This window comes from Cupriavidus sp. 01T418 (assembly GCF_056398885.1).
On the sequence record NZ_JBFTQG010000071.1, the window covers coordinates 1 to 21886 of the forward strand.

A 21886-nucleotide genomic window follows, 5' to 3' on the forward strand; every position below is an offset into this window, starting at 1 on the left:
TCCTCGCCCCAATCCTGAACCATGCTCGCCGCACCCCGGCCCACTTCCTCGCCGGGCTGGAACACGAGCATGACAGTGCCTTGCCAGGCGTCGCGATGCTCTGCAAAAATGCGCGACGCCCCCATCAGCCAGGTCACGTGCAGGTCGTGCCCGCAGGAGTGGGCCACGCCCACCTCAACACCATCCTCATCGTTCGCCTTGACCGTGCTGGCATAGGGCAAGCCAGTATTCTCCGCCATGGGTAGCGCATCCATGTCGGCGCGCAGCATTACGGTGGGGCCTTCGCCATTTCGCAACACGCCGACGACGCCTGTGACGCCCACCGCGCGCGTCACCTCATAGCCCAGCGTTTCGATGTAATCGGCCGCAAGCTTGGCGGTGCGAAATTCTTGCATCGACAGTTCTGGGTGCTGATGAATATCCTTGTAGATCGTTTCGAGTTCCGCCAACAGCTTTCCGCCGCAGATGGTCAGAGCTTGGACGAGCGGATTCATGGCAACCTCCAGATTGTGAATATGTAGTGTGCCTTACGCCATCGTGCAATAGCCATCTCGCTTCGCGGATGGGGATACATGACGCTAGATGCATTATAGTGGTCAATGTGCCCATCCTAAGCTACGCGACGTAGTGTGGGCAGGTCATGAGTCTTGGCAGTCTCCCACGGCCTCAAACCGTTATAGTGCAACGCTTCTAGATCGGATCAACTGAGGTCAGCGAACATGGCAGGCGCTCGGCGGCCATCCTGAAGACTTCCTTTAGCACCTGGCGCAGCGCGCTCGCGCGACAAGGTGTCGCTCGCGCCCGATGACCAGCAGCACGAGGCGGACGCTCCTCGCCAGGAAACGGCATTGGCGGCAGGTCGTGTGCCTTGCGATTGCGCGCCAGCTCCAAGATCCGTTCGTCTGTGGCGGGCACCAGCCGCTTGCCGGTCACCTCCAGCCACCAGTGCTCCACGCCCTCCCGGTAGCGCCGGAAAAGAACGCGCCCATCCGGATACTGGCCACTTCGGCTGCCCGCAGGCCGCCGAGACACAGCACAGTCAGCAGCCAGCGGCATCGCGCCGCGTGGAGCCGGGCGCGCTCCGTCTCAATCGGCATTTTCGGGGTCTCAGTTTTGGGCATGAGGGGCGCGCGAGCGGAGTCAATTTGTTCCGCTGGATAAATTGTCATTCCAGCGCACGAAAGTCCCGTGACTCAAGCTAAAGGGTTAGACTTGGCTCGACTGGTGGCCGAATTCATCCAGTCATCCTCATGATGCCTCACAAGGGCTTTTTGATGCCCGGAGGGTTGGCGCCTTGCGGGCTTTCTTTTGTGCGGGAGCGTTGGCAGGTATGCGCCCGAGACTGTGCGCCGGGCTCTGGTAAATCGGGGGCAGTGGGTGACGCTCGGGGTTTTGACTAGCGCGAGCCCGCAATGAGTACGCCGTGAGAGATACACTGGTTTTTCAAAGTGGCGGCACTTTGACCGCTAAGTCATCGTGGTACCCCGCGTCCATTAATCCATCCACGCCAGTACCAGATATAGGTCGATTCCACCACGACCCCGACCAATTCATCCTGGTGGGCCGCGAGGGCCGACATGATGTGCTCCAGATTATCGGGCGGGCGTCGCTGCAGCACAATCCGATCCACCGCATCACTGACGACCACTACACCGTTATTCGCGTGCAGATCTATTCCGCCGTACTTCATGTCGACCTCCGTCAGATCAAAGTGCACGTCATACCTCGACTCTAACCTCACCCCTTTTCGTGGCGACGCCCCGGCCGGCTATATGAGTATCAAAGCCGGTCTGTGCTCCATTCATTCTTGCATCGACGCCATCTGGCCGCTCAGCCCAGTGGCAGGAACTTGAAGTAGTGATCGACCAGCAGCGCGGCGAACAGCAGCGAGAGGTAAAGGATCGAGAAACGGAAAGTCCGCTGCGCCAGTGCATCGGAATAGTTGCGGTACATCTTCCAGGAGTACGCGAGGAAACCGCCCCCCAGCGTCAGCGCCGCCGCCAGGTAAATGTATCCGGCCATCCCGTACACGAAAGGCAGCAGCGTGGCCGCGATCATGAGCAGCGTGTACACCAGGATGTGCAGCAGCGTGACGCGCTCGCCGTGCGTCACCGGCAGCATCGGCAAGCCGGACTTTGCGTAGTCGGCGCGGCGATACAGGGCAAGGGACCAGAAATGTGGGGGCGTCCACATGAAGATGATCAGAACCAGGAACCAGGCCTCGGCCGGCAGTTCGCCCGAGACAGCCGCCCAGCCAAGCGCCGGCGGCATGGCACCGGACAGGCCACCGATCACGATATTCTGCGGCGTGGCCGGTTTGAGCAGGATCGTGTAAACCACGGCATAGCCAACGAAGGTGGCAACCGTGAGCCACATGGTCAGGTTGTTGGTATATACGTGCAGCAGCCACATCCCCGCACCGCCCAGTACCGCCGAAAACACCAGGGTCTGGATCGTCGTGATCTCGCCGGTCGCGGAGGGGCGCCACGCGGTGCGGCGCATGAGGGCATCGACCTTCTGCTCCACCAGGCAATTGATGGCGAAAGCGGCACCCGCCAGTAGCCAGATGCCGGCGGCGCCCCCGATCAGCACCGGCCACGGCACCATGCCTGGCGTGGCCAGGAACATGCCGACGATGGCGCAAAAGACGGCAAGCTGCGTGACACGGGGCTTGGTCAGGGCGGCGTATTGGCGGATCAGGTGGCGAACCCGTCCGAGGGGATGTATGTGGGTAGCTGTAACCACTGGGGAGTTCTTGTCTTTCATGTGGCGCGCGCGGCAGCCGGCACGTCCGTAGCGTTCGCGGACCGGGCCGCGAGCCCTATGTTGTATTTGAGGCGAACCAATAGCAGCAGCAAGAGCGCTGCGCCGCCGTTATGCGCCACCGCGGCGCCCAGCGGCCAGTCGAACACGATGTTCGAAAGGCCGGTAGCCAGTTGCAGCGCGAGCACGCCCAGCAGCCAGCCGGCGCTGCGCGCCAGGCCGCCAAGGCGGCGCGCCCGCAGGCCGAACCAGGCCAGGAAAGCCAGCACGACGAAGGCAAAACCACGATGCACCCAGTGGATCGCCACCAGGGCGGAGTGCGGAATGTAATCGCCGTCGGCGGTCATGCCGAGCTGGCGCCACAGGGTGAAGCCGTGGCGGAAGTCCATGTCCGGCACCAGTTGGCCGTTACACAGCGGAAAGTCGGTGCAGGCCAGCACCGCGTAGTTGGTGCTGACCCAGCCGCCCAGGAATATCTGGATGACCAGCAGGGCCAGCGCAATGCGTGCCGGCCAGCGCAGCGCGTCCGCTTGCGGCGCGATCGCCAGCGGCGGGTCGCTGCGCGAACCCAGCCAGACCAACGCCGCCAGCAGGCTCATGCCGAGCATCAGGTGCGTCACCACGATGATGGGCTGCAGCTTCAGCGTCACGGTAAAGGCACCGAACGCGCCTTGCACGCAAACCAGCAGCAGTACGCCGGTGGCGAACCAGGGTGACTGCCTGAGTTCGCGCCGCTTGACCCAAGCCAGCACCATCAGCGTGGTGATCAGCACGCCCAGCGCCATGGCGAAGTAGCGGTGGATCATCTCGATCCATGCCTTGGTGATGGTCACGGGCCCGCTGGGCAAAGCCGTCTCGGCCGCGCGGATATGCTCTTGCGCCGCATGCGGATTGGAGTGGCCGTAACAGCCCGGCCAGTCCGGGCAGCCCAGGCCGGAATCGGTCAGCCGCGTGAAACTGCCGAACATGATCAGGTCCAGCGTCAGGAAGGCGGTGATCCACACCAGCTTGCGGTACTTGTTGCGATCCCCTTTGACCAGCACGTAGCTGAGCGGGAACAGCGCGATCAGGACGCCGATGATGGCGAGTTGGAGCAGCATGCGCGCCTCACCCGATGTGGGAGTTGAGCAGATTCTTCGAGCGCATTTTCTTGAGGTCGGGATCCTTAGGGAAGCACATCATCAGGTTGCCCAGCGGGTCAACCAGGAATAGATGGTCCGCGATCCGGGCACCCGGGTCCGCCTGCAGCCATTTCTGCTGGGCATCGCGGTTGGCACGCAGAAAACGCATGCCGGGATAGGCCTAATTGTTGGCGGCCGACAAGTGGGGCATCGATCTGGCCATCATCGCTTGCTGCCTTGCAGCAGTTCGGTTTCGGCCGTGCGGGCGCCGTCGGTGCCCTGCGGATTCGCTGACGCGGAATGACATTCCTCATGCACGCCGATAGATAGTCCCGTGCGGAGCAAGTCCATCGGCGTGTGGGTCAAGAACAACGTGCTAATCGTGTGAAATTGCCTGGTCCGCGGACATCTGGGTCGGCATCATATTGACGTTGGCGTTGTGCATGACCCACAGCGAACCCGCCACGATGATCGCGATGAGGAAGGCTGTACAGCCGAAGATAACAGTGTTCGAACGCTGGTCTTTCGAGGTCCCTATGTGCAGGAAGTAGACAAGCTGCACAACTAGCTGGACCACACAGAGCACCACGATGACAGTGAGCATCATGCTATGCGGCACGAGGCCCTTCATGACGGCACCGAATGATGCGAACGTTAGGGCCACCGACAGGACGAAGCCAACGAAGTAACTTTTCCTGCTGCCATGCGACGAGGCGTGGGCCAATTCATGGGAGGAATGAACATTCTTCATACAAACTCGCGCAGGTAAACGAAGGTGAACACGCAGATCCAGACCAGGTCCAGAAAATGCCAGAACAGGCTGAGGCAGGCCAACCGACGCCGGGTCATACCGTCCAGGCCAAATCGCTTGACCTGATGCATCATCACCACGATCCACACCAGCCCAAACGTCACGTGCAGGCCGTGCGTGCCGACCAGGGTGAAATACGAGGACAGGAATGCGCTGATACCGGGGTTGGCGCCTTCGTGGATCAGGTTGGCGAACTCATAGAGTTCCATCCCAATGAAGGAGGCTCCAAGCAGGAAGGTGATACCCAGCCAGGTGATTACCTTTTCCTTGTGGCGTTCCTGCATGTTCAGCATGGCCAGGCCGAAGGTATAACTGCTCAACAGCAGCAGCATCGTTTCGCCAAGGACGAAAGGCAACTCGAACAGATCCTTGCCGCTTGGCCCACCTGCAGTATTCGCGACCAGCACACCGAACGTCGCGAACAACACGGCAAAGATCAGGCAGTCGCCCATCAGGTAGATCCAGAACCCTACCGTGGTCTTGGATTCGTCTTCATGCCCGCCATGGGCATGAAGATCGCTAATGACGGAGTTACTCATCGGTCAAGCTGCCTCTCGTAGTTGCACGTAGCGCGCGTTTTCAATCCGTTCGACTTCTGCCGCGGGCACGTAGTAATCCACATCACGATCATAGGACCGAACAATGAATGCGCCGATTGCGCCTACCAGGCCGACGACCGCGAACACCCACATATGCCAGACCAGTGCAAAGCACAGCAGCAGACTGAATGCCGAAATGACCACGCCGGCACTTGTATTACGGGGCATGTGGATATCCTCATAGCCCGATGGGCGAACATAGGCGCGGCCAGATTCCTTATCGTCCCAGTGCTGCTCCAACGAAGTGATACGTGGAAGGGTCGCGAAATTGTAGAAAGCCGGAGGTGAAGCGGTGGCCCATTCCAGACTGCGGGCATCCCAAGGGTCACCGGTGAGGTCTCGGTTTGCATGGCGATCGCGGACACTGACCACAAGCTGGATGATCAACGCAGCAATGCCTGCGGCGATAATCACGGCGCCGATCAGCGCCACCACCAGCCACGGATGCCAGTCAGCCATGGCATAGTGATTCATGCGGCGCGTCATGCCCTTGAAGCCGAGCACATAAAGGGGGATGAAGGCGAGATAGAAGCCGATCTGCCAGCACCAGAAGGAGACCTTGCCCCAGAACTCGTTCAAGGTAAAACCGAACACCTTGGGGAACCAGAAGTTCACCGCGGCAAAGCAGCCAAAGAGCACACCGCCAATAATCACATTATGGAAGTGGGCAACGAGGAACAAGCTGTTGTGCAACACAAAGTCGGCACCAGGCACCGCCAGCAGCACGCCGGTCATGCCGCCAATGGCAAACGTAGAAATGAAGCCAATCGTCCAAAGCGTTGCCGGGTGGAAACGAATCCGGCCACGGTACATGGTGAACAGCCAATTAAACAGCTTCACTCCGGTCGGGATCGAGATAATCGACGTCATGATCCCGAAAAAGGCATTGACGTTGGCGCCGGAACCCATCGTGAAGAAGTGATGGAGCCAGACGAAGAACGATAGGACGCCAATCGACGATGTGGCGTACACCATGGACGTATATCCGAACAATGGCTTTTTCGAGAAAGCTGCGATGACCTCGGAGAACACCCCGAAGGCCGGCAGGATAAGAACGTACACCTCAGGGTGGCCCCAAACCCAGATGAGGTTGATATACATCATCGCGTTGCCGCCAAGCTCGTTCGTGAAGAAATGCATCCCCAGATAGCGGTCAGCAGTGAGCAGGGCGAGCGTTGCAGTCAATACCGGGAAAATCGCGACGATCAGGATGTTGGTGATCAGGGCGGTCCAAGTGAACACCGGCATTTTCATCATGTTCATGCCCGGCGCGCGCATGCGCAGGATCGTAACGATGAAATTGATGCCGGTCAGTGTTGTTCCTATGCCCGATACCTGTAATGACCATATGTAGTAGTCAACCCCAACCGTTGGACTGTACCCGAGTTCTGACAGCGGGGGATAAGCTACCCAGCCGGTCGCGGCGAAGTCACCGACGAACATGGAGAACATGACGAGTACCGCCCCAACCGCGGCCAGCCAGAAGCTGAGCGAATTGACGAACGGATAAGCCACGTCGCGGGCACCGATCTGCAGCGGCACGATAATATTCATCAGGCCCACAACGAAAGGCGTGGCCACGAAGAAGATCATGATCACACCGTGGGCAGTGAAGATCTGATCATAGTGATGCGGCGGCAAATAGCCGGCGGCGTCGCCAAAGGCCATCGCCTGTTGCAGGCGCATCATGATCGCGTCGGCGAAGCCGCGCAGCAGCATCACGATAGCGAGGATGATGTACATCACGCCGATGCGCTTGTGGTCAACGGAGGTGATCCACTCCGTCCACAGATATTTCCACTTGCCGTAATAGGTGACGGCACCAAGCAGGGCGAGTCCAAGTATCACCACACCGGCCAGTGTGCCCATAATGATGGGCTCGTGATACGGAATGGCCTCCAGGTTTAACTTGCCGAACATAGATTGCCCTCCATAGCCTTGGCTTGCGTGTGTTGCATGGCCATATGGTTCATTGACATGTCGCTCGCTCCCGCGCCGTGCATGTATTGATTAACGATGCAATCGAACAAACCCGAATCCACGCCTGAATAGAGCGCCACCGGATTTTTGATGCTGTCTTTTCCCAACGCGCGATATGCTTCCTTGTTCAACGTCAGCGGAGATTTCTTCACCTGCTCGATCCAGGCGTCAAACTCGCCTCGGCTGGTGGCCACAGTGTCAAAATGCATGTCCGAAAAGCCTGGGCCGCTGAAGGACGCTGACAGCCCGGCGTAAACGCCCGGAGTGTCTGCGGTCAAGTGCAGTTGAGTCTGCATGCCGGCCATCGCATAAACCTGGCTTCCGAGTTGTGGAATGAAGAAGGAATTCATCATCGAAGCGGAAGTGATCTTGAAATTGATCGGTGCATTGATCGGTATCGCGAGCCGGTTGACTGTCGCGACGCCGTAGTCCGGATAAATGAAAAGCCATTTCCAATTCAGCGCCACGACCTCCACCCGTACGGGCGCCACGTCGGACTTTAGTGGCTTATAGGGATCAAGCGAGTGGGTGGTACGCCAGATGAGAACAGAGAGGAACGCCACGATGACGACGGGAATGCTCCACACCACCAGTTCGATCTTGGTGGAGTGGGCCCACTTGGGCGCATACGTTGCTTTTTTGTTGGACTCGCGATAGTGCCAGGCAAAATACAGCGACATCACGATGACTGGTATGACGACCATCAGCATTAACACTGACGCGACGACAATCAGGTTTCTTTCTTGCGTCCCTATATCGCCTTTGGGACTGAACAACTCCATGCTGCAGCCATTGAGCAAGAGGACCGCCCCGGCGCACAGGGCATACCCGGCGGCCCCCCGATGCCTCTGAAAGTACCTGACGAAAGCCGTGAAACCGCCGGAGGCTGTCGGCGTTCCGTTGGCCTGTGATTTAGACATGTTACGCACCTTGGTTACGAAGTCACGTAACCCATGCATTCGTGGGGAACGACGGGCATGCCGGGCTCCAGCTCCCTCGGTTTACCAGGGCGCGAGGATTGAATGAGGCAGGTGCAGACGTTGGATGTATGGTGTTACGTGGTGTCGATCGCTATACTAAAGCACGACAATATCCATACATCGGAGGCAAAATGTCGCAGGCAAGGCCCATGCACGAAGATGAGGCAGCGACGCTTTGGGTCGGCCGGTTCGTCCGAGGGGATGGTCCGCGCTATTTGCAGATCGTCGCCTTCATCGAACGCGCCGTTGCCGAGGGACGCTTGACCCCCGGCGACCGCCTTCCGCCGCAACGCGAGCTCGCTCGGCTTCTCCACGTCGATCTGACCACCGTGACGCGCGCATACACCGAAGCGAAACGTAGGAATCTGCTCGAAGCACGCGGGGCTCGGGGTACCTACGTCTCGGCTCCGATGGTAGATCTGGCGCAAGGGATCGATCTGCGTATGAACATCCCTCCCTCACCGGCGGACGTGGATCTTGCCGACCTTTTAAAGCAGGGGCTGTCGCAGGTGCTGCTACGTAACGATGCCGCCCTGCTGATGACCTACCACCTGGCGGGTGGTGGCAAGTCGGATCGTAAAGCGGGTGCCACTTGGCTGACCCCCATGTTCGGGACTGTCGACGCGGAACGTGTCGTCGTATGTTCCAGCGCCCAGGCTGCACTGGCCGCGCTGATCCTTGCCCTTACGCAGCCGGGAGATGCCATTATTACCGAACCATTGATCTACCCCGGTCTGCGCTTGGCCGCCGCCCACTTGGGGCGGCGTGTCGTCGCGGTGGATACAGATGACGATGGGCTAAGACCTGATGCCTTGGAAGAGGCTTGTCGCGAGCATCGTGCGCGCCTGATTTACCTCAATCCGACCCTTCAGAACCCTACAACGCTGACGATGCCAGAGCACCGCCGGCGCGATATCGCCCTCACCGCCACGCGATGCGGTGCCAAGATCATTGAAGACGATCCCTATTGGCTGCTGGCCGACAGGGCACCTCCGCCCGTGGCGCAGTTTGCCCCGGAACAGGTCTACTACCTATCGACCCTTTCGAAGTGCCTGACACCAGGCCTGCGGACGGCATTTCTACTATTACCCGATGCGCAGAGCCAATACACATTCCTGACGGCCTTACGGTCGTTCGCCTTGATGGCGACGCCGCTGATAACGGCTTTAGCTACGCAATGGATATACGATGGATCGGCGGCCCGCCTTCTCGCGGGGATCCAAAGCGAAGCGCGCTCCCGCATGGATCTAGCCAGGCAAATCCTCCTGGCGGGCGCACCCCATGTGCCGACTGGAGGTATTCACGTTTGGCATACCTTGCCAAGCTATTGGAGTTCTCTTGATTTCGCTCGCGTCGCACTCGCTCAGGGCCTGGCCGTCACACCATCAGATGCCTTTTACGCTGCGGGCCTTAACCCGCCCAATGCGATCCGCATCTCACTAGGTGGTGCAAAAGATCGTGCCCGCCTAGCTGATGCGCTAGCGACGTTGTCCACGCTGTTGGCACAGAGACCGTCCCTGGACACGGAGTACCTCGTCTAGTTTCCCGATCGGTGCTCCAGCGAGGTTCCGACGCCTCGCGGCGGTACACTGGCCTATCGGTGGCGTCTATGTGGCGCCCGCTCCCTGGGTTCGTCATGTTGAGGAGGGGCGGCTGCAATGGGCGCAAGGTCAGCGTCTTCGATCAGAAGGCGCCACGCATCGAATCGTGCCGCGATCTGTTTGGCGTTGCGAAGCACACAGAAGGGCGCTGTCAACTTGTTGAAGAAATGCAGACCGGTGGCAGGTACAGCGAATGCTCAGAAACCAGTCGACGGATTTCGGGTAACTTCCGTGAATCATACCAAGCGGCGAAACGGGTCGCGAGCTGATTGCGGGGAGCGAAGCGCGCAGCAGATGCCGCTTGAGCGCGACGTGTTGCCGGATCGGTCCGAAGCGCGACAGGAATGCTTGCGGGCTTTGCGAGTCACGAAAGCCACGCATACGCCGCTCGGGTTCGCGAGTGGGTTGGTGGCTGTTCTCAGCCCGGTTGTTCAGCCGGGATGCCGCTTTGACGAACACGTGCTTCACGATTACCAACTCAGGAATCTCGGCCTTCGCCGCCGGGTAGCTGCGCAGCTGATCGGTGACGATCTTGCGCGGCACAGGACCCGAGCGCAGCACGCGCTTGAAGAAGCGTTTTGGCGGCGGCCTTGTCACGCCGCTTTTGCAGCGAGATGTCGAGTAGCCATGTTCGTTGACTGCACGCCATAGTAGGTAGGGTTCGCCGCGCAGCGTGACGAACATCTCGTCAAGATGCCAGGTGGTGCCTGGCTTGCGTCGTGCCGCTTTCACCTAGGGGGCAAAGCCTGCACCGAATTTATCGCGCCAGCATCGGATTGTCTCGTACGTCACGATCACGCCGCGCTCGAAGAGCGATTCTTCAATGTCGCGCAAGCTCAACTGGAAGCGGAATACCAGCGCACTGCGCAACTGATGAAGCCAGCTGGAAAACGGTGAGCGTGGTAGAGCGATTTCGATTTCTTCATCGTCCAATGTTACTGACCGATCTCGCAACGTGACAGAGCCCTTAATGTGTATTAGCTAGGACTCGATCTGACAGATAGTCGGGCTGTTGAATCGAGAAGCGCGACTCAATGCGGGATCAGTTTCTCCTTGGCGAGTTCCAGCGAGTCGAGGAAGGTGCGCATGGGCGTTTTTCCGTAGCACCATCGCCCCTGATGTTCTCGCTGGTTGTTGTACTGGTCAAGCCAGGCATCGAGATCGAGCTGCAATGTGCCGATCGAGTCGTAGACCTTCTTGCGAAAGGCGATGCGATAAAACTCGTTGAGCATGGTTTTGTGCAGCCGTTCGACGATGCCGTTGGTCTGGGGCCACCTGGCCCGTGTACGGGTATGGTCGATGTTTTCCACGGCCAGATAGAGCTCGTATTCGTGATGCTCGGGGTTGCCGCAGTACTCGGTGCCGCGGTCGGTCAGCACGCGCGATAGCGGGATGCCGTAGCTGTCAAAGAACGGCACAACGCGGTCGTTGAGCAGGTCGGCGGCTGGCAACGGGGTCTTGCGATCATAGAGCTTGGCAAAGGCCACCTTGGAGTAGGTGTCGACGAAGGTCTGCTGGTAGACGCGGCCCACGCCCTTGAGCGTGCCGACATAGAAGGTGTCCTGGGCGCCGCAATAGCCCGGGCACTCGGACTCGAATTCCCCGTGGGTTTCCTTTTCCAGCTTGGCGCGCTCCAGCGCGGCCAGTTGCGACTCGGTCAGGACCAGCCCTTCCTGCGCGGATTTGGCTTCCAGCGCCTTCAGGCGCTTGTTCATGGTCTCCAGGTCGTGACGCAGCCAGATGCTGCGCACGCCCTGCGGCGACACGTGCAGAGCATGGCGTTTGAGGACCTCGTTGGCAATGCGGATCTGGCCATAGGCGGGCAATTCGAGCGCCAGGGCTACCACGGCGGTTTCGACCTCGGGACCAACGCGATTCTTGAGCAGTGGCCGGCGTCGCGAAATCTCCTGCAACGCGGCTTCGCCGCCTCGCTCGTACAACTCCTTGAAGCGGTAGAAACTGTCGCGCGAATAGCCCATGACAGCGGCAGGCCTGGCTCACATTGCCCAGTTGCCGGGCCAGTTCCAGTATGCCGACCTTGGCGCGGATGACTTTCTGTTCCTGAGTCATGGCGGACTCCTTGTGGATCCCGCTGCACAGCATCGCTTCGAGCTACGCCCTCCGCGGTGCTGTGCAGCGGCATGAATATCCAACCACTGTCAGATTTAGACTAGGCTATTACACGTCATGTATATCGGCGTGATCAGGAATGGCGTGCCGGTGGTGGTGGGCAAGGCCAAGTCGTACTCGACGCAACCGATCAGTGCGGGGCGGGGCGCGCCGGTTGGCGCGCCCTTGTGCAGGCGCGACCGCCAACAGCAAAGTCGCGACGCAGAAGGCCTACGATGGCTCCTCCGATCTCATTTGCGGCCACACCACACGACCCGCTTCGACAAAGGCTTTGATCAACGGGTCTCGCGCGCGACTGGCGAGATGCACGATCGACATCGTGAACTGGGCGTTGACGATCGGGGAGATACAGAGCTGACCAGCCCGTTCTCCGCATTGCGCAATATCCTTCGGCAACAGCATCACACCACTCCCGGCCTCCAGTGCTGCGCGACCGAGCATGCCGTGCTCGAATCGAATGACCGTGTTCAACTGAAGGCCCTTTTCGCCGAATAACTGACCCAAGATCGTTGCGTAAGCGGAACTTGCCGTCGGAGTAATCCACGGAAGGCGGGCTAGCTCCTCCCAACCGGCCGTCTCAACCGTCTCCTTCCATGAGGCAGGCCCGGCCACACAGAAGTCGAGGTCCTCGACCTCGTGGAAGGTAAAGCTGGGATCTCCCTTGCGGCCCAAGAAGATTCCCACGTCCAGTTCGCCGCTCTTCAGCGCCTCTCGCGCCCCGGCGGATGGTCGGATGGACAAGGCGAGCGTCACCAAGGGATGCTTGGCCCGCATTGCGCCCACGATCTCCCCGATGCGGGTACCGGGTTCAGAGGTGGCGCTTACCACAAGGTTGCCCTCCATTTTTCCCCGAATCTCCCGCGCGAACGACGCGAATATAGCCTCCTCCTTAAGCAATACTCTCGCCCTCTCGAGCAAAAGCTCACCGGCGTGAGTGAGTTCCAGGTTTCGGTTCGTTCGCGAGAAAACCTTCGAGCCAAGAGATTCTTCGATCGCCCGCACGTGCATGCTTGCAGCGGACTGGCTGATATGCAAGCGTTCAGCCGCCCGCGTCAAATGCCGCTCTTCGGCAACTGTCACAAACGTCCGAAGCTGAACGAGGTCTGTCAGCATCGCATCTCCGGCTTGGTTGGCTTTGGGCGCCCCCTCGGGCATCGCCAGACAACTTGACATCACCCTGTACTTCCAAGACTCTGGCTCGATATGGATGACTTAGCAATCCAATTGCCGGCCAGATCAGGTTTCGGCTGACACCGACACGTCAGACGGGTGGTGTGACGACGCGCCCGCAATCCCGAACGTACGGCAAGCTTCGGCGACGATTTCGCTCGGTGGTGTGCGGAAGGGAGCATGGGGATGCTCACTCTTCACAAGCCCCACGGACCTTCGCAAATCCACCAAGACCTCCGCCAGCTTGAGACCGCACGAAGCGACCTCCACCACGGGAACGCCAGTATTCGGCACAGTGATATATCCATGTCGCTGAAATACGGGTCCGAATAATTGCCCCCCCGCGATGATCACGTCGGCGCCATCAGCGATGCATTCCGTTGCCGTTTTTGTGAACTCCCTCAGAAACTCGTCATCATCTCCGGAGAGTGCCGCCGACAGGTTCTGAAATGTCATCGCGAACTTGCGTACCGGGCGGCCCACCAACGCACGTTCGCCACAACCATACAAACGCATGCTTCGCTCAATCATCGGTACATATCCGTCGTGCATGGTAAGTACCGCGAACCGCCGCCCTAACGTCTGTGCCACCATGGTTGCCGCCTCCAGGGGCCCGACGACGGGAATCGACGCTGCCTCGCGCGCGCCGTACAAGCCCGGGTCCCAGTGGGGACCTATGACCGCTGCATCATAGCCTTCCTGTTGGGCGCGCAGGATATCCGCGATGACTTGAACATCATTCAACATACCCAGGAAATTCGAGGACAACAGGGAAGTGGTTCGTTCCATCCAGCCCAGTGTCACTTCCGTTCCGGGCGCGGCGATGCCCTTCATGTATGCCGACATGGCCTGCTCAATAACAGCGCCATCTGCCGTGCGCTGCGGCAGCTCCCGCGTTAGGCCGACTGGCCAGTAAATTTTTGTCTTGGTCATTGCTAATACCTTTTTTACTCAGGCTGAACGCCCGCTTCGCGAAGCACGCGGCTATAGAGTTCTGTCTGTTCCTTGAAGAATGCCGCAAATTCCTCCGGGGTTGATCCATGGGGGATCATCTGCATGCCTTCCAATCCCTTCCTGACCTCCGGTTTCTGGAGGACTTTGTTCACTTCGCGCGCCAGCCGATCGACAACAGGACGAGGCATATTTGGCGGACCCATCAATCCTCCCCAACCCCACGTGCTGAACTTTGGCAAGAACTCCGCAATGCTTGGAACCTCGGGGGCAAATGGGGAGCGCTTCGGAAGAGTGGTGGCTAATACCCGAAGCTTCCCTTGCTTGACGAAGGTATCGGCGGACGTCGGCGACGAAAACATGACCTGGATTCTGTTGCTGACCAGGTCTGTAAGCGCTGGAGGCTCGCCCTTGTAAGCGACGCCGACCATCTTGATTCCCGCCATGGATGTAAGCTGCGTACTTGACACTATGCCCGTGGCATTACCCGTTGCGTAGTTGAGCTGTCCCGGGTGTGCTTTTGCATAGGCGACAAACTCCGGGAAAGTCTTGATCGGCAACTCAGCGTTCACGTACAGGTAAAGGACAAAGTCCGTCAACTGGGAGATGGGAGTCAGGTCCTTTTTTATGTCCAGTGGAAGAGACTTGTTCAGACTGGGCAATGCGACCGTACTGGCCGTAGCCAGCAGTAGCGTGTACCCGTCCGACGGCGCCGCCGCGACAGCACCGGCGCCTATCGCCGTGTTGGCACCCGGCCGGTTTTGGACAACCACGGACTGCTGCAGGGCAGCGCCCAACTGATTCGCAATTATTCGTGCCGCCGAATCGCTGCCTGAACCTGCTGGGAACGGCACCACCAGGTTAATCGGCTTGCTTGGATATTGCTGCGCGCCGGCTGTCGCGCAGACTAGCATTAGCGTGCAGCAGGTGATGGATGAAAAAAGGAGTCGCATGATACGTCTATTGACTTGGTGAATTTGGCGAGTGACGCTTGAACGAAAGCCCGGGTGTCTGCGCGGATGTGGAGCGCCATTACACCAGAACCGGATTTGATGATATTGGGCGACATTTCCCCGCGCATGAATTTGCATGTTAGATGTCGTCGTAAGATCAGTCCAACGCGATTTTCGAAACGCCGTAATCAGGTCCTGATATGAAGCACCATGCCCAAGCCGTTGCGTTCACTCCTGTTCGTACCGGCGGAGAGCCAGCGCAAGCTGCGCTGTCACGCAACACAGGATGGGTTGGTGCCCGCAATCCACTAGGGCGGGTGATTCGTTATCTGCGATGTTGCTCCCGCTATCTCGTCAACTATCAGCAGCGAGCGCAAGGGCCGCCTATTTCAAGCGCAGGAGCGGAATCGGTCGTCGACTATGTGATTGGTCAACGCATGAAGAGGAATGGGCACATGCGTTGGACTATGCCGGAAGCCAATGCACTGCTGCAGGTGCGATGTGCCGTTCTCAATGGCGAGGACAAACGCAATTTCAGGCGTTGGTACCCGCCTGACAGGCGAATCGAAGGATTTTCGAATGTAATTCCTGCGTCATAGAAGGTGCCCCCGATTTTGGCCACTCCCGTTCCGGTCCGCTCGTGCGCCAGCCAGATGCATACGCCTCGACATAGACGGTGCCGACGATGCGATGGCCACCGGCCAGGTCACGTTCGAGATCAAAGCGTCGGTAATACTGCGCGTCGGTCGCCTTGCCGAACAGATGGTGGTGGGGGTCAACGATCGGCAGGGCCGGCTCCAATGCCGCTTCGCCGGGGCCGGTGTCGTGCCATATCCTCAGCGCGGCGGCGTTCTTGGGCAGGCTGCCGCGGTAGGTTGTCGAATCGTCGTGGTTCATTGGGATGCCTGGGCCTGCGCGCCGGTCGCGGTAATAATGGGGCGCCACTTGTTGATCTCGGACTGGACCAGCGTCTGGGTGGCTTCTGGCGTGGTATGGCGTTCGACTTCGACGCCCATCGCCTGGACTCGCGTCTTGAAGGCCGGATCCGCCATGACGGCGTTCAGAGCGGTGCTCAGCTTCGCCACCACGGCAGCGGGGGTGCCCTTCGGCGCGGCGACGAAGAACCAGGTATTGACTTCCGCACCGGGAAAGCCGGCTTCACCGACCGTCGGGACGGAGGGAGCGAGAGGGGAGCGGTGCGTGGCCGTGACCGCCAGCGCCTTGAGCGAGCCATCCTGGGCCCGGGGCGCGCACGTGGTCAGCGAGCACAGCATGAAGGTGATCTGGCCGCCGAGCAGATCTGTCAGCGCGGTGCTTTCGCCCTTGTAAGGTACGTGCACCGCATGGGTCATGGTGACCTGCTTCAGCAGTTCACCGCCGAGGTGCATTGGCGTGCCAATTCCCGCGGACCCGAATTGCGCCTTGCCGGGCTGGCTGCGCATCTGGGCGACCAGTCCCTTCAGATCGTTGACCTTAAGCTTCGGGTTGGTCACGACCAGAAGGGCGATCTGGCCGACCTTGCCAACGAAGGCGAAGTCGTTGACGGAGTCAAATGACAGGTTCGGATTCATGGTGGCATTGAGCGCATGGGCCATGGTGCCGAACAGCAGTGTATAGCCATCTGGCGCGGCGCGTGCCACCAGGCCGGCGGCCAGCGCGGTGCCGGCGCCGGGCCGGTTCTCCGGGACAACCCGCTGGCCGAGGCTGGCGCTCAATTTTTCGGCGACGATGCGGGCCAGCACGTCGGTGCCACCACCCGCCGTGTAAGGGATGACGAGTTGAACCGGCTTGGTTGGGTATTCCTCGGCCCGGGCTGGTGCGGCAACGGCGCCGAGGACGGCCATGGCGATGGTCAGGTGTCGGAAGATTCGCTGCATCTCAATCTCTCTGAAGGGGCCGGGGGCCTTGGCCCCAGAATCCGGGCGCCGCCTGGCGGATGTCGGCAGCGTGTGGCAGGTTCCAGCAATGTGTGGCCAGTTGGCGCGCGCCGTCAGCGCCGAAGCGACCGGTGGCCTGGGAGACCAGCTTGGCGTCGAGTTGCGCGTCGCTCATCGGTCGTTGGGCCGATCCGAGGCAGGGCAGGGCGGCGGCTTCGTGGCGCGTGCCGTCGCGCAAGGTCACGATGATGCGCGCTTGGTCCGCGCGCAGGTCGTCGGCGACGCTCGCCTCGATACGCTGGCGCAAGGCGACGACGGCCGGGTCGTGGACGCAGGCCTCGCTGGCCTCATGCAGGCCGGCGCGCCGATGGTGCAGTACGGCGGCAGCCCAGTGGTAGATGCTGACCTGCGCGTCCTGGGCATGCTTTGGCGCTTTGTTCCCGGTCAGACCGAGACCGAGTTCATGCACCTGCAGTGCAATACACTCGATTTCCTCCGAAGGAATGGCGTGCGCGTCGGCGATCTGCAGGCAAGCGTCGATGATGGGATGGACGAGCACCCCGGCAGGATAGGGCTTGGCGACGACATCCATGCACGCGTAGGACTCGCCCAGGCCTTGCGTCAGGGCAGCGACGTTCGGTGGTTGGCCGAACACCGGCAGCAGGCCGTGCTTCGATCCCAGGGCGTCATCATGACAGGTCAAGCCCGCCTGCGCCAAATGCGCCGCGAGCAGGCCGTTGCGGCCGGCATTGGCGGGCGGGAAGCCGCCGCACAGCGTGCCATGGGTGGCGCGCAGCCCACTGCCCTGGGTGGCGCCGATGCCGATGGCCCACACGAGTTGCTGTGCCGACAACCCCATCAGCTTGCCCACGCCGGCCGCCACGCCGGCCGGACCCGTGATTCCGGTCATATAGAGACCGAGGTGACATTGGGCGGGTGGCACGGCTAGCGCAAGGCTCAGGCGGCATTGCACTTCATTGGACAGGATCAGTGCGTTCAGGAAATCCTCCCCGGAGACCGGATGCATTTCCGCATAGGCCAACAACGCGGCCACCGTCGGGGCTGTGGGATGGGCGATGGTGGCGAGATGGGTATCGTCGAAAGCATAGGCGCTGGCGCTCAGGCCATTTATCAAGGCCGCATTCAGTGGATCGAGCCGCTGGCCGGTACCCAACACCGTGCACGCCTGCGCACCGGTCAGGGCCGACAAGGCGGGCAGGGCACGCTGCACGGCGGGATGAGAGGCGCCACCCACGGCACAGCCGACCCAGTTGACGAAGGCGCGCAAGGCTTCATGCCGGACGGCTGCGGGGAAGTCGCGCCAGCGACTCTGGTGCACGAAGCGCGCGATCTGCCCCGTAGGGCTGTTGGATGATGCCGTGTCTTGCAAAATGGACGATGTCATGCGCGATCATTCCCAGGATCAGGTTGCGGTGACGGAGATGAGGCAGAAGTCGGCGAACTGCCTGTGCGGCTGCGACGGGTTGCCGGATGTGTCGGAGCGGCGCGCATGGTGACCGTGTGGTCAGTGCCACCACCTTCGCGAGCGCGAGTGGGCCGGCGCGTATTGAGCGCGGTCATTGTCTTCCTCCATTCGACAGGTCGTGCCGAAGCGGCGCCTGCTTTTTGTCTAAAATCATATAAATGATTTATTAATCTAGTGAGTCATAGGAGGTTTGTCAAGCATTGCTGCCGCTGTCCCTGACGCTGGAGGACTACGCCGTGATCGAGCGATTCGCCAACCTGCCGCGCAAGTTGTCCACGGCTGGCGCACCTTCCGACATGAAGCCTGAGACAAGTGACATCACCTACTACGCCCCTTGGGGCAATCTGGCGATTTTTGTGAGCGGCAACGTGTACGCGTGTGGGCTGGTGCGGTTGGTCAAAGTGGATACGGGCCTGTCGGCGTTGCAGCGTCCCGGGCCACCCGGTGGGTGGGCGTGGTTGTCGTTCACCAGATGGGTGCCGATCATGCGCGGCGAGGTGTGGTGGCGCAGCACCTCGTAATCGTGGAAGTTGCTCTGCTTCCCGCGACCCTTCTCGAAAGTGATCTCGCTGCTCAGTGCGAGGCTCAGGCCCATGATGGCGCCACCCTCCGGTCATTCGCGCCAACCGCCGCTTAAGTTCCACACAGAATGCAACGCTACAACTTCTAGCCCTCGCAGGACACCGACCGCGCCATAGCTCGATACCGGCGCATCCAAGAAGACCTGCGTTGTCCTGAACCACGATGTATCGTTGGATATGTTCGCGCACCCCGTCGACGGGTAGTGCGTAAGCACGCAGGAGTGCCTCAACTAAATAATCTGCGCGAAGCGTTCGCGCTCGATAACCGGTTTGAATTGCACGCGCGCCTGAATGCGTCCATACAAGGCGGCGTACGGCGCGCGCTCGAACGTACTGGCCAGACTCGGATGACCAGCAAGCCAGACGGTGAACGAGTCACGGGCATTGAAGGCGAAGTTCAGGGACGACGGGAAGTCGCGGAAGAACTCGGGCGGCAGGTTCACCCCAAGTGACGGGTGCATGGCAGATTCATGCTTTCGAAGCGAAGCCCCTCAAGCACGCCAAGATCCCTTGACACTTCCATGGAATGCTTTTACATTGTGTGTAAATGATCTAAATCAATTAGCTCGTAGCGGCTCCAGTGCCAGACGCCCCGAGCTTGAAGGAGACAAGGTGCAATTCTCGAAATCTCGTCGGGCGATGCTTGCTATCGCTGCCACTGTCCTCGCAGGCATCACTTTGCCTGCACCCGCGTCGACGCAAGGAACGTGGCCTGATCGTCCGATCCGACTCATAGTTCCTTTCCAACCAGGCGGAAGCGATGACCCTATGGCGCGCGTGCTGGCAGCAAAGCTTTCCGCGAAGCTGGGTCAGAGCGTGGTGATTGAAAACAAGGGGGGCGCCGGCGGCTCGATTGGCGCTGACGTGGTGGCCAAGTCCAAGCCCGACGGTTACACGCTCTTGCTATGTTCTGGTTCGATCGCAACGACTGCTGCCACGCGTAAGCACCTTCCGTACGATCCTGAAAAAGACCTGACGCCCATCGGCAAGATCGCCGCTGCTCCGTTTGTCGTCGTGATATCGGAAAAGGTGAATGCCAAGAACCTCCGTGAGTTCATCGCCTTGGCGGCGGCGAAACCGGGCAGTATCAAGTACGGCTCAGCTGGCGTTGGCGGCCTGAACCAGATGGGCACCGAACTGTTCGCCAAAGCTGCAAAGGTGGAACTCATACATGTTCCTTATAAGGGTATTTCGCCGGCCTTTGTGGACCTGATGGCAGGGAACCTGCAAATGCTACTGCCGAGTTTGCCGGCCTCAACAGAGCTTATTCGTGCGGGCAAGATCCGCGGTTTGGCAGTGACCAGCATGCGACGCTCGCCGCTGTTGCCGGAATTGCCGACGGCGACTGAAGCCGGCCTGCAAGGCTTCGAGCTAGAGGCGTGGTGGGGACTATTTGGACCTGCCGGGCTGCCGCCGGCTTTGGTCAAGCGTTTAAACGAAGAGGTAAATGCGGCGCTGGCTCAGCCTGATTTCAAGGAGATGCTTGCGCGCGTCGGCGCCATGCCACAGCCAGGTACCAGCGAGGCGTTCGCGAGCTTGCTGCGATCGGACCTGGCTCGCTGGAAGCAATTGGTTAGCGAAAAGGGTATCCAGGCTGATTGACGTCACTCGACTGGCATCGGGTTACGTCGGCTTGCAGTAGCGCCGATGCGGATTGTCACAGAGCACGGCACCGCGCATCTGCGAGACTATTCCTTGTGGGAGGGCGCGCCAGCGATCGCCGAATATCGAGACCATAAGGATGGCCTTGGCGCGAGCACGGCACAAGATTTGGACCTGCGTCGCCCAAAATTCTCATCTTAAAAAGGGACTGAAATGAATCAAGACGTGACGTTCGAAGCGATCGGCGAGGGCGCCTTCGAAATTCGGCTGTGTCGACCGGAGCGCATGAATGCGCTTGGTGTGAACACATGCGCGGCGCTGCTGGAGGCTGTGTCAGAGGCGACGAAGCAGCGCGCGCGCGTGGTGCTGATTCGCGGCTGCGGGCGCGCCTTTTGCGCAGGAGCCGACCTGAAGGAGCGCAAGGAGATGGACCTTGACGCGCGCCTTGCGCACAATGGCTCGATCCGCGAGGTGATCGACACCATCGCCGCCGCGCCCTTCGTCACCATCGCGGTGCTTAATGGCTTGGCGCTTGGCGGCGGCCTTGAGTTGGCGCTCGGTTGCGATCTGCGTCTGGCCGCCAGCGGCATCACGATCGGGCTCACCGAGAGCCGCGTGGGAGCCTTCCCTGGCGCGGGGGGCACGCAACGCCTGCCGCGCCTGATCGGTGCCAGCCGGGCGCTGCAGATGATGCTTACAGGCGAGCCCGTGACGAGTGAGTATGCGCTCGAGATCGGATTAGTCAACGCGGTGGTCGCACAAGAAGATCTGGACGTACGCGCACGGGCGCTCGCTACGCTACTAGCCGGCCGATCGGCGCCAGCGCTGGCGGCCATCAAGCGCCTGGTCTATCAAGGTATCGAGCAGCCGCTGGCCGAGGCCCTGCGGTCAGAGCGCGCGGCGCTGCCCGCAATCCTGGGTTCGGCCGACTACGCCGAAGGCCTCGCCGCCTTCTCAGAACGCCGTGCCCCCAACTTTACCGCGGTGGTGGAATAGCGATGAGCAACTCCTGCGTCCTCGGGCCAAGGAACCAGTTCGATTAATCAGAAGCCCTAGTTCGCACGTTGTTGTCTGCGAGCTGGCCGGAACCACATGCCCGGTAGACAGGCGTTTCCCATCAAAGGAAAAAGGCAATGAGCAATACCAGGTTGCAACTCACTTCTGAACAACGCGCACTGGTCGGTACCGTGCGTGAGCTGGCGCGTGACCGTTTCCGCGGCCGCGCCATGAAGTGGCTCGACGGCACGTTCCCGTGGGAGAACCTGCACGATTTGGCCGAGA

22 protein-coding genes and 1 pseudogene are annotated in these 21886 nt (G+C 60.3%); 4 read left to right on the plus strand and 19 right to left on the minus strand.

Annotated features, from left to right (window positions below; translation table 11 throughout):
- From AC1DQ3_RS34440 to cyoA, 9 genes are all read right to left on the minus strand, one after another.
- Positions 1-494: M20/M25/M40 family metallo-hydrolase (locus tag AC1DQ3_RS34440; protein WP_477124576.1), on the minus strand; the 494-nt coding region annotated here is incomplete at its 3' end.
- Between the two features lie 977 nt (positions 495-1471).
- Positions 1472-1717 carry a hypothetical protein gene (locus tag AC1DQ3_RS34445; protein WP_477124577.1) on the minus strand — a complete coding sequence of 82 codons (246 nt, stop codon included), beginning with the start codon at positions 1715-1717 and terminating at the stop codon, positions 1472-1474.
- Between the two features lie 113 nt (positions 1718-1830).
- A complete protein-coding gene (gene cyoE / locus AC1DQ3_RS34450) occupies positions 1831-2766 on the minus strand; it encodes a heme o synthase (RefSeq protein ID WP_477124578.1) in 936 nt (311 codons plus the stop codon).
- Complete coding sequence (locus AC1DQ3_RS34455) at positions 2763-3863, minus strand: COX15/CtaA family protein (RefSeq protein WP_477124579.1); 1101 nt, start codon at positions 3861-3863, stop codon at positions 2763-2765. Before AC1DQ3_RS34455 ends, cyoE begins: the two co-directional genes overlap by 4 nt.
- A 7-nt stretch (positions 3864-3870) precedes the next feature.
- Positions 3871-4053: a hypothetical protein gene (locus AC1DQ3_RS34460; protein WP_477124580.1), complete on the minus strand. Its 183-nt coding sequence runs from the start codon at positions 4051-4053 to the stop codon at positions 3871-3873.
- Positions 4054-4260: 207 nt separating this feature from the next.
- Positions 4261-4635, minus strand: a complete 375-nt coding sequence (gene cyoD, locus AC1DQ3_RS34465) for a cytochrome o ubiquinol oxidase subunit IV (protein ID WP_477124581.1) — start codon at positions 4633-4635, stop codon at positions 4261-4263.
- The gene (gene cyoC / locus AC1DQ3_RS34470) at positions 4632-5234 is read right to left on the minus strand and encodes a cytochrome o ubiquinol oxidase subunit III (protein WP_477124582.1); all 603 of its coding nucleotides are present in this window, start codon (positions 5232-5234) and stop codon (positions 4632-4634) included. The genes cyoD and cyoC overlap by 4 nt, the downstream gene beginning before the upstream one ends.
- 3 nt (positions 5235-5237) lie before the next feature.
- Positions 5238-7214 carry a cytochrome o ubiquinol oxidase subunit I gene (cyoB, locus tag AC1DQ3_RS34475; RefSeq protein WP_477124583.1) on the minus strand — a complete coding sequence of 659 codons (1977 nt, stop codon included), beginning with the start codon at positions 7212-7214 and terminating at the stop codon, positions 5238-5240.
- Positions 7199-8056, minus strand: a complete 858-nt coding sequence (gene cyoA, locus AC1DQ3_RS34480) for a ubiquinol oxidase subunit II (protein ID WP_477124597.1) — start codon at positions 8054-8056, stop codon at positions 7199-7201. The genes cyoB and cyoA overlap by 16 nt, the downstream gene beginning before the upstream one ends.
- A gap of 329 nt (positions 8057-8385) precedes the next feature.
- On the opposite strand from cyoA, the gene AC1DQ3_RS34485 reads away from it, so the two are divergent.
- On the plus strand, positions 8386-9795 hold the full coding sequence (locus AC1DQ3_RS34485; RefSeq protein WP_477124584.1) for an aminotransferase-like domain-containing protein: 1410 nt from the start codon (positions 8386-8388) through the stop codon (positions 9793-9795).
- Between the two features lie 129 nt (positions 9796-9924).
- On the opposite strand, the gene AC1DQ3_RS34490 is transcribed toward AC1DQ3_RS34485, so the two are convergent.
- The 9 genes and pseudogenes from AC1DQ3_RS34490 to AC1DQ3_RS34530 all read right to left on the minus strand — a co-directional run bounded on the left by AC1DQ3_RS34490 (position 9925) and on the right by AC1DQ3_RS34530 (position 18341).
- On the minus strand, positions 9925-10539 hold the full coding sequence (locus AC1DQ3_RS34490) for a DDE-type integrase/transposase/recombinase (RefSeq protein ID WP_477124585.1): 615 nt from the start codon (positions 10537-10539) through the stop codon (positions 9925-9927).
- A 48-nt stretch (positions 10540-10587) separates the two neighbouring features.
- Complete coding sequence (locus AC1DQ3_RS34495) at positions 10588-10788, minus strand: hypothetical protein (protein ID WP_477124586.1); 201 nt, start codon at positions 10786-10788, stop codon at positions 10588-10590.
- A 98-nt stretch (positions 10789-10886) separates the two neighbouring features.
- A pseudogene (locus tag AC1DQ3_RS34500) lies at positions 10887-11925 on the minus strand (IS481 family transposase).
- Positions 11926-12195: 270 nt separating this feature from the next.
- Positions 12196-13098, minus strand: a complete 903-nt coding sequence (locus tag AC1DQ3_RS34505) for a LysR family transcriptional regulator (RefSeq protein WP_477124587.1) — start codon at positions 13096-13098, stop codon at positions 12196-12198.
- Positions 13099-13221: 123 nt separating this feature from the next.
- Positions 13222-14088, minus strand: a complete 867-nt coding sequence (locus tag AC1DQ3_RS34510) for an aspartate/glutamate racemase family protein (RefSeq protein ID WP_477124588.1) — start codon at positions 14086-14088, stop codon at positions 13222-13224.
- A gap of 14 nt (positions 14089-14102) precedes the next feature.
- Positions 14103-15059, minus strand: a complete 957-nt coding sequence (locus tag AC1DQ3_RS34515) for a Bug family tripartite tricarboxylate transporter substrate binding protein (RefSeq protein ID WP_477124589.1) — start codon at positions 15057-15059, stop codon at positions 14103-14105.
- Positions 15060-15593: 534 nt separating this feature from the next.
- Positions 15594-15956 (minus strand): hypothetical protein, encoded by a 363-nt coding sequence (locus AC1DQ3_RS34520; protein ID WP_477124590.1) that lies wholly within the window; start codon positions 15954-15956, stop codon positions 15594-15596.
- Positions 15953-16936: a Bug family tripartite tricarboxylate transporter substrate binding protein gene (locus AC1DQ3_RS34525; protein WP_477124591.1), complete on the minus strand. Its 984-nt coding sequence runs from the start codon at positions 16934-16936 to the stop codon at positions 15953-15955. Before AC1DQ3_RS34525 ends, AC1DQ3_RS34520 begins: the two co-directional genes overlap by 4 nt.
- Position 16937: 1 nt before the next feature.
- Positions 16938-18341, minus strand: a complete 1404-nt coding sequence (locus tag AC1DQ3_RS34530; protein WP_477124592.1) for an MmgE/PrpD family protein — start codon at positions 18339-18341, stop codon at positions 16938-16940.
- A 281-nt stretch (positions 18342-18622) separates the two neighbouring features.
- Here AC1DQ3_RS34530 and AC1DQ3_RS34535 point away from each other — a divergent pair, with 281 nt between their 5' ends.
- Positions 18623-18943, plus strand: a complete 321-nt coding sequence (locus tag AC1DQ3_RS34535; protein WP_477124593.1) for a cyclophilin-like fold protein — start codon at positions 18623-18625, stop codon at positions 18941-18943.
- A gap of 290 nt (positions 18944-19233) precedes the next feature.
- Here the strand turns inward: AC1DQ3_RS34535 and AC1DQ3_RS34540 are convergent, their stop codons facing one another.
- Positions 19234-19464, minus strand: a complete 231-nt coding sequence (locus tag AC1DQ3_RS34540) for a hypothetical protein (RefSeq protein WP_477124594.1) — start codon at positions 19462-19464, stop codon at positions 19234-19236.
- 307 nt (positions 19465-19771) lie between these two features.
- Here AC1DQ3_RS34540 and AC1DQ3_RS34545 point away from each other — a divergent pair, with 307 nt between their 5' ends.
- Positions 19772-20605, plus strand: coding sequence for a tripartite tricarboxylate transporter substrate binding protein (locus AC1DQ3_RS34545; protein ID WP_477124595.1), 834 nt, complete (start codon positions 19772-19774; stop codon positions 20603-20605).
- Positions 20606-20818: 213 nt separating this feature from the next.
- Entirely contained in the window at positions 20819-21601 is a 783-nt protein-coding gene (locus tag AC1DQ3_RS34550) for an enoyl-CoA hydratase/isomerase family protein (protein WP_477124596.1), read from the plus strand.
- The last annotated feature ends 285 nt before the right edge of the window (positions 21602-21886 follow it).

What these genes read in the sequence shown, in the direction of transcription:
- cyoE (WP_477124578.1), bottom strand. Translation starts at nt 2,766, where the DNA reads ATGAAAGACAAGAACTCCCCAGTGGTTACAGCTACCCACATACATCCC.
- AC1DQ3_RS34455 (WP_477124579.1), bottom strand. Translation starts at nt 3,863, where the DNA reads ATGCTGCTCCAACTCGCCATCATCGGCGTCCTGATCGCGCTGTTCCCG.
- AC1DQ3_RS34460 (WP_477124580.1), bottom strand. Translation starts at nt 4,053, where the DNA reads ATGCGTTTTCTGCGTGCCAACCGCGATGCCCAGCAGAAATGGCTGCAG.
- cyoD (WP_477124581.1), bottom strand. Translation starts at nt 4,635, where the DNA reads ATGAAGAATGTTCATTCCTCCCATGAATTGGCCCACGCCTCGTCGCAT.
- cyoC (WP_477124582.1), bottom strand. Translation starts at nt 5,234, where the DNA reads ATGAGTAACTCCGTCATTAGCGATCTTCATGCCCATGGCGGGCATGAA.
- cyoB (WP_477124583.1), bottom strand. Translation starts at nt 7,214, where the DNA reads ATGTTCGGCAAGTTAAACCTGGAGGCCATTCCGTATCACGAGCCCATC.
- cyoA (WP_477124597.1), bottom strand. Translation starts at nt 8,056, where the DNA reads ATGGAGTTGTTCAGTCCCAAAGGCGATATAGGGACGCAAGAAAGAAAC.
- AC1DQ3_RS34485 (WP_477124584.1), top strand. Translation starts at nt 8,386, where the DNA reads ATGTCGCAGGCAAGGCCCATGCACGAAGATGAGGCAGCGACGCTTTGG.
- AC1DQ3_RS34490 (WP_477124585.1), bottom strand. Translation starts at nt 10,539, where the DNA reads ATGTTCGTCACGCTGCGCGGCGAACCCTACCTACTATGGCGTGCAGTC.
- AC1DQ3_RS34505 (WP_477124587.1), bottom strand. Translation starts at nt 13,098, where the DNA reads ATGCTGACAGACCTCGTTCAGCTTCGGACGTTTGTGACAGTTGCCGAA.
- AC1DQ3_RS34510 (WP_477124588.1), bottom strand. Translation starts at nt 14,088, where the DNA reads ATGACCAAGACAAAAATTTACTGGCCAGTCGGCCTAACGCGGGAGCTG.
- AC1DQ3_RS34515 (WP_477124589.1), bottom strand. Translation starts at nt 15,059, where the DNA reads ATGCGACTCCTTTTTTCATCCATCACCTGCTGCACGCTAATGCTAGTC.
- AC1DQ3_RS34520 (WP_477124590.1), bottom strand. Translation starts at nt 15,956, where the DNA reads ATGAACCACGACGATTCGACAACCTACCGCGGCAGCCTGCCCAAGAAC.
- AC1DQ3_RS34525 (WP_477124591.1), bottom strand. Translation starts at nt 16,936, where the DNA reads ATGCAGCGAATCTTCCGACACCTGACCATCGCCATGGCCGTCCTCGGC.
- AC1DQ3_RS34530 (WP_477124592.1), bottom strand. Translation starts at nt 18,341, where the DNA reads ATGACATCGTCCATTTTGCAAGACACGGCATCATCCAACAGCCCTACG.
- AC1DQ3_RS34540 (WP_477124594.1), bottom strand. Translation starts at nt 19,464, where the DNA reads ATGCACCCGTCACTTGGGGTGAACCTGCCGCCCGAGTTCTTCCGCGAC.
- AC1DQ3_RS34545 (WP_477124595.1), top strand. Translation starts at nt 19,772, where the DNA reads ATGGCGCGCGTGCTGGCAGCAAAGCTTTCCGCGAAGCTGGGTCAGAGC.
- AC1DQ3_RS34550 (WP_477124596.1), top strand. Translation starts at nt 20,819, where the DNA reads ATGAATCAAGACGTGACGTTCGAAGCGATCGGCGAGGGCGCCTTCGAA.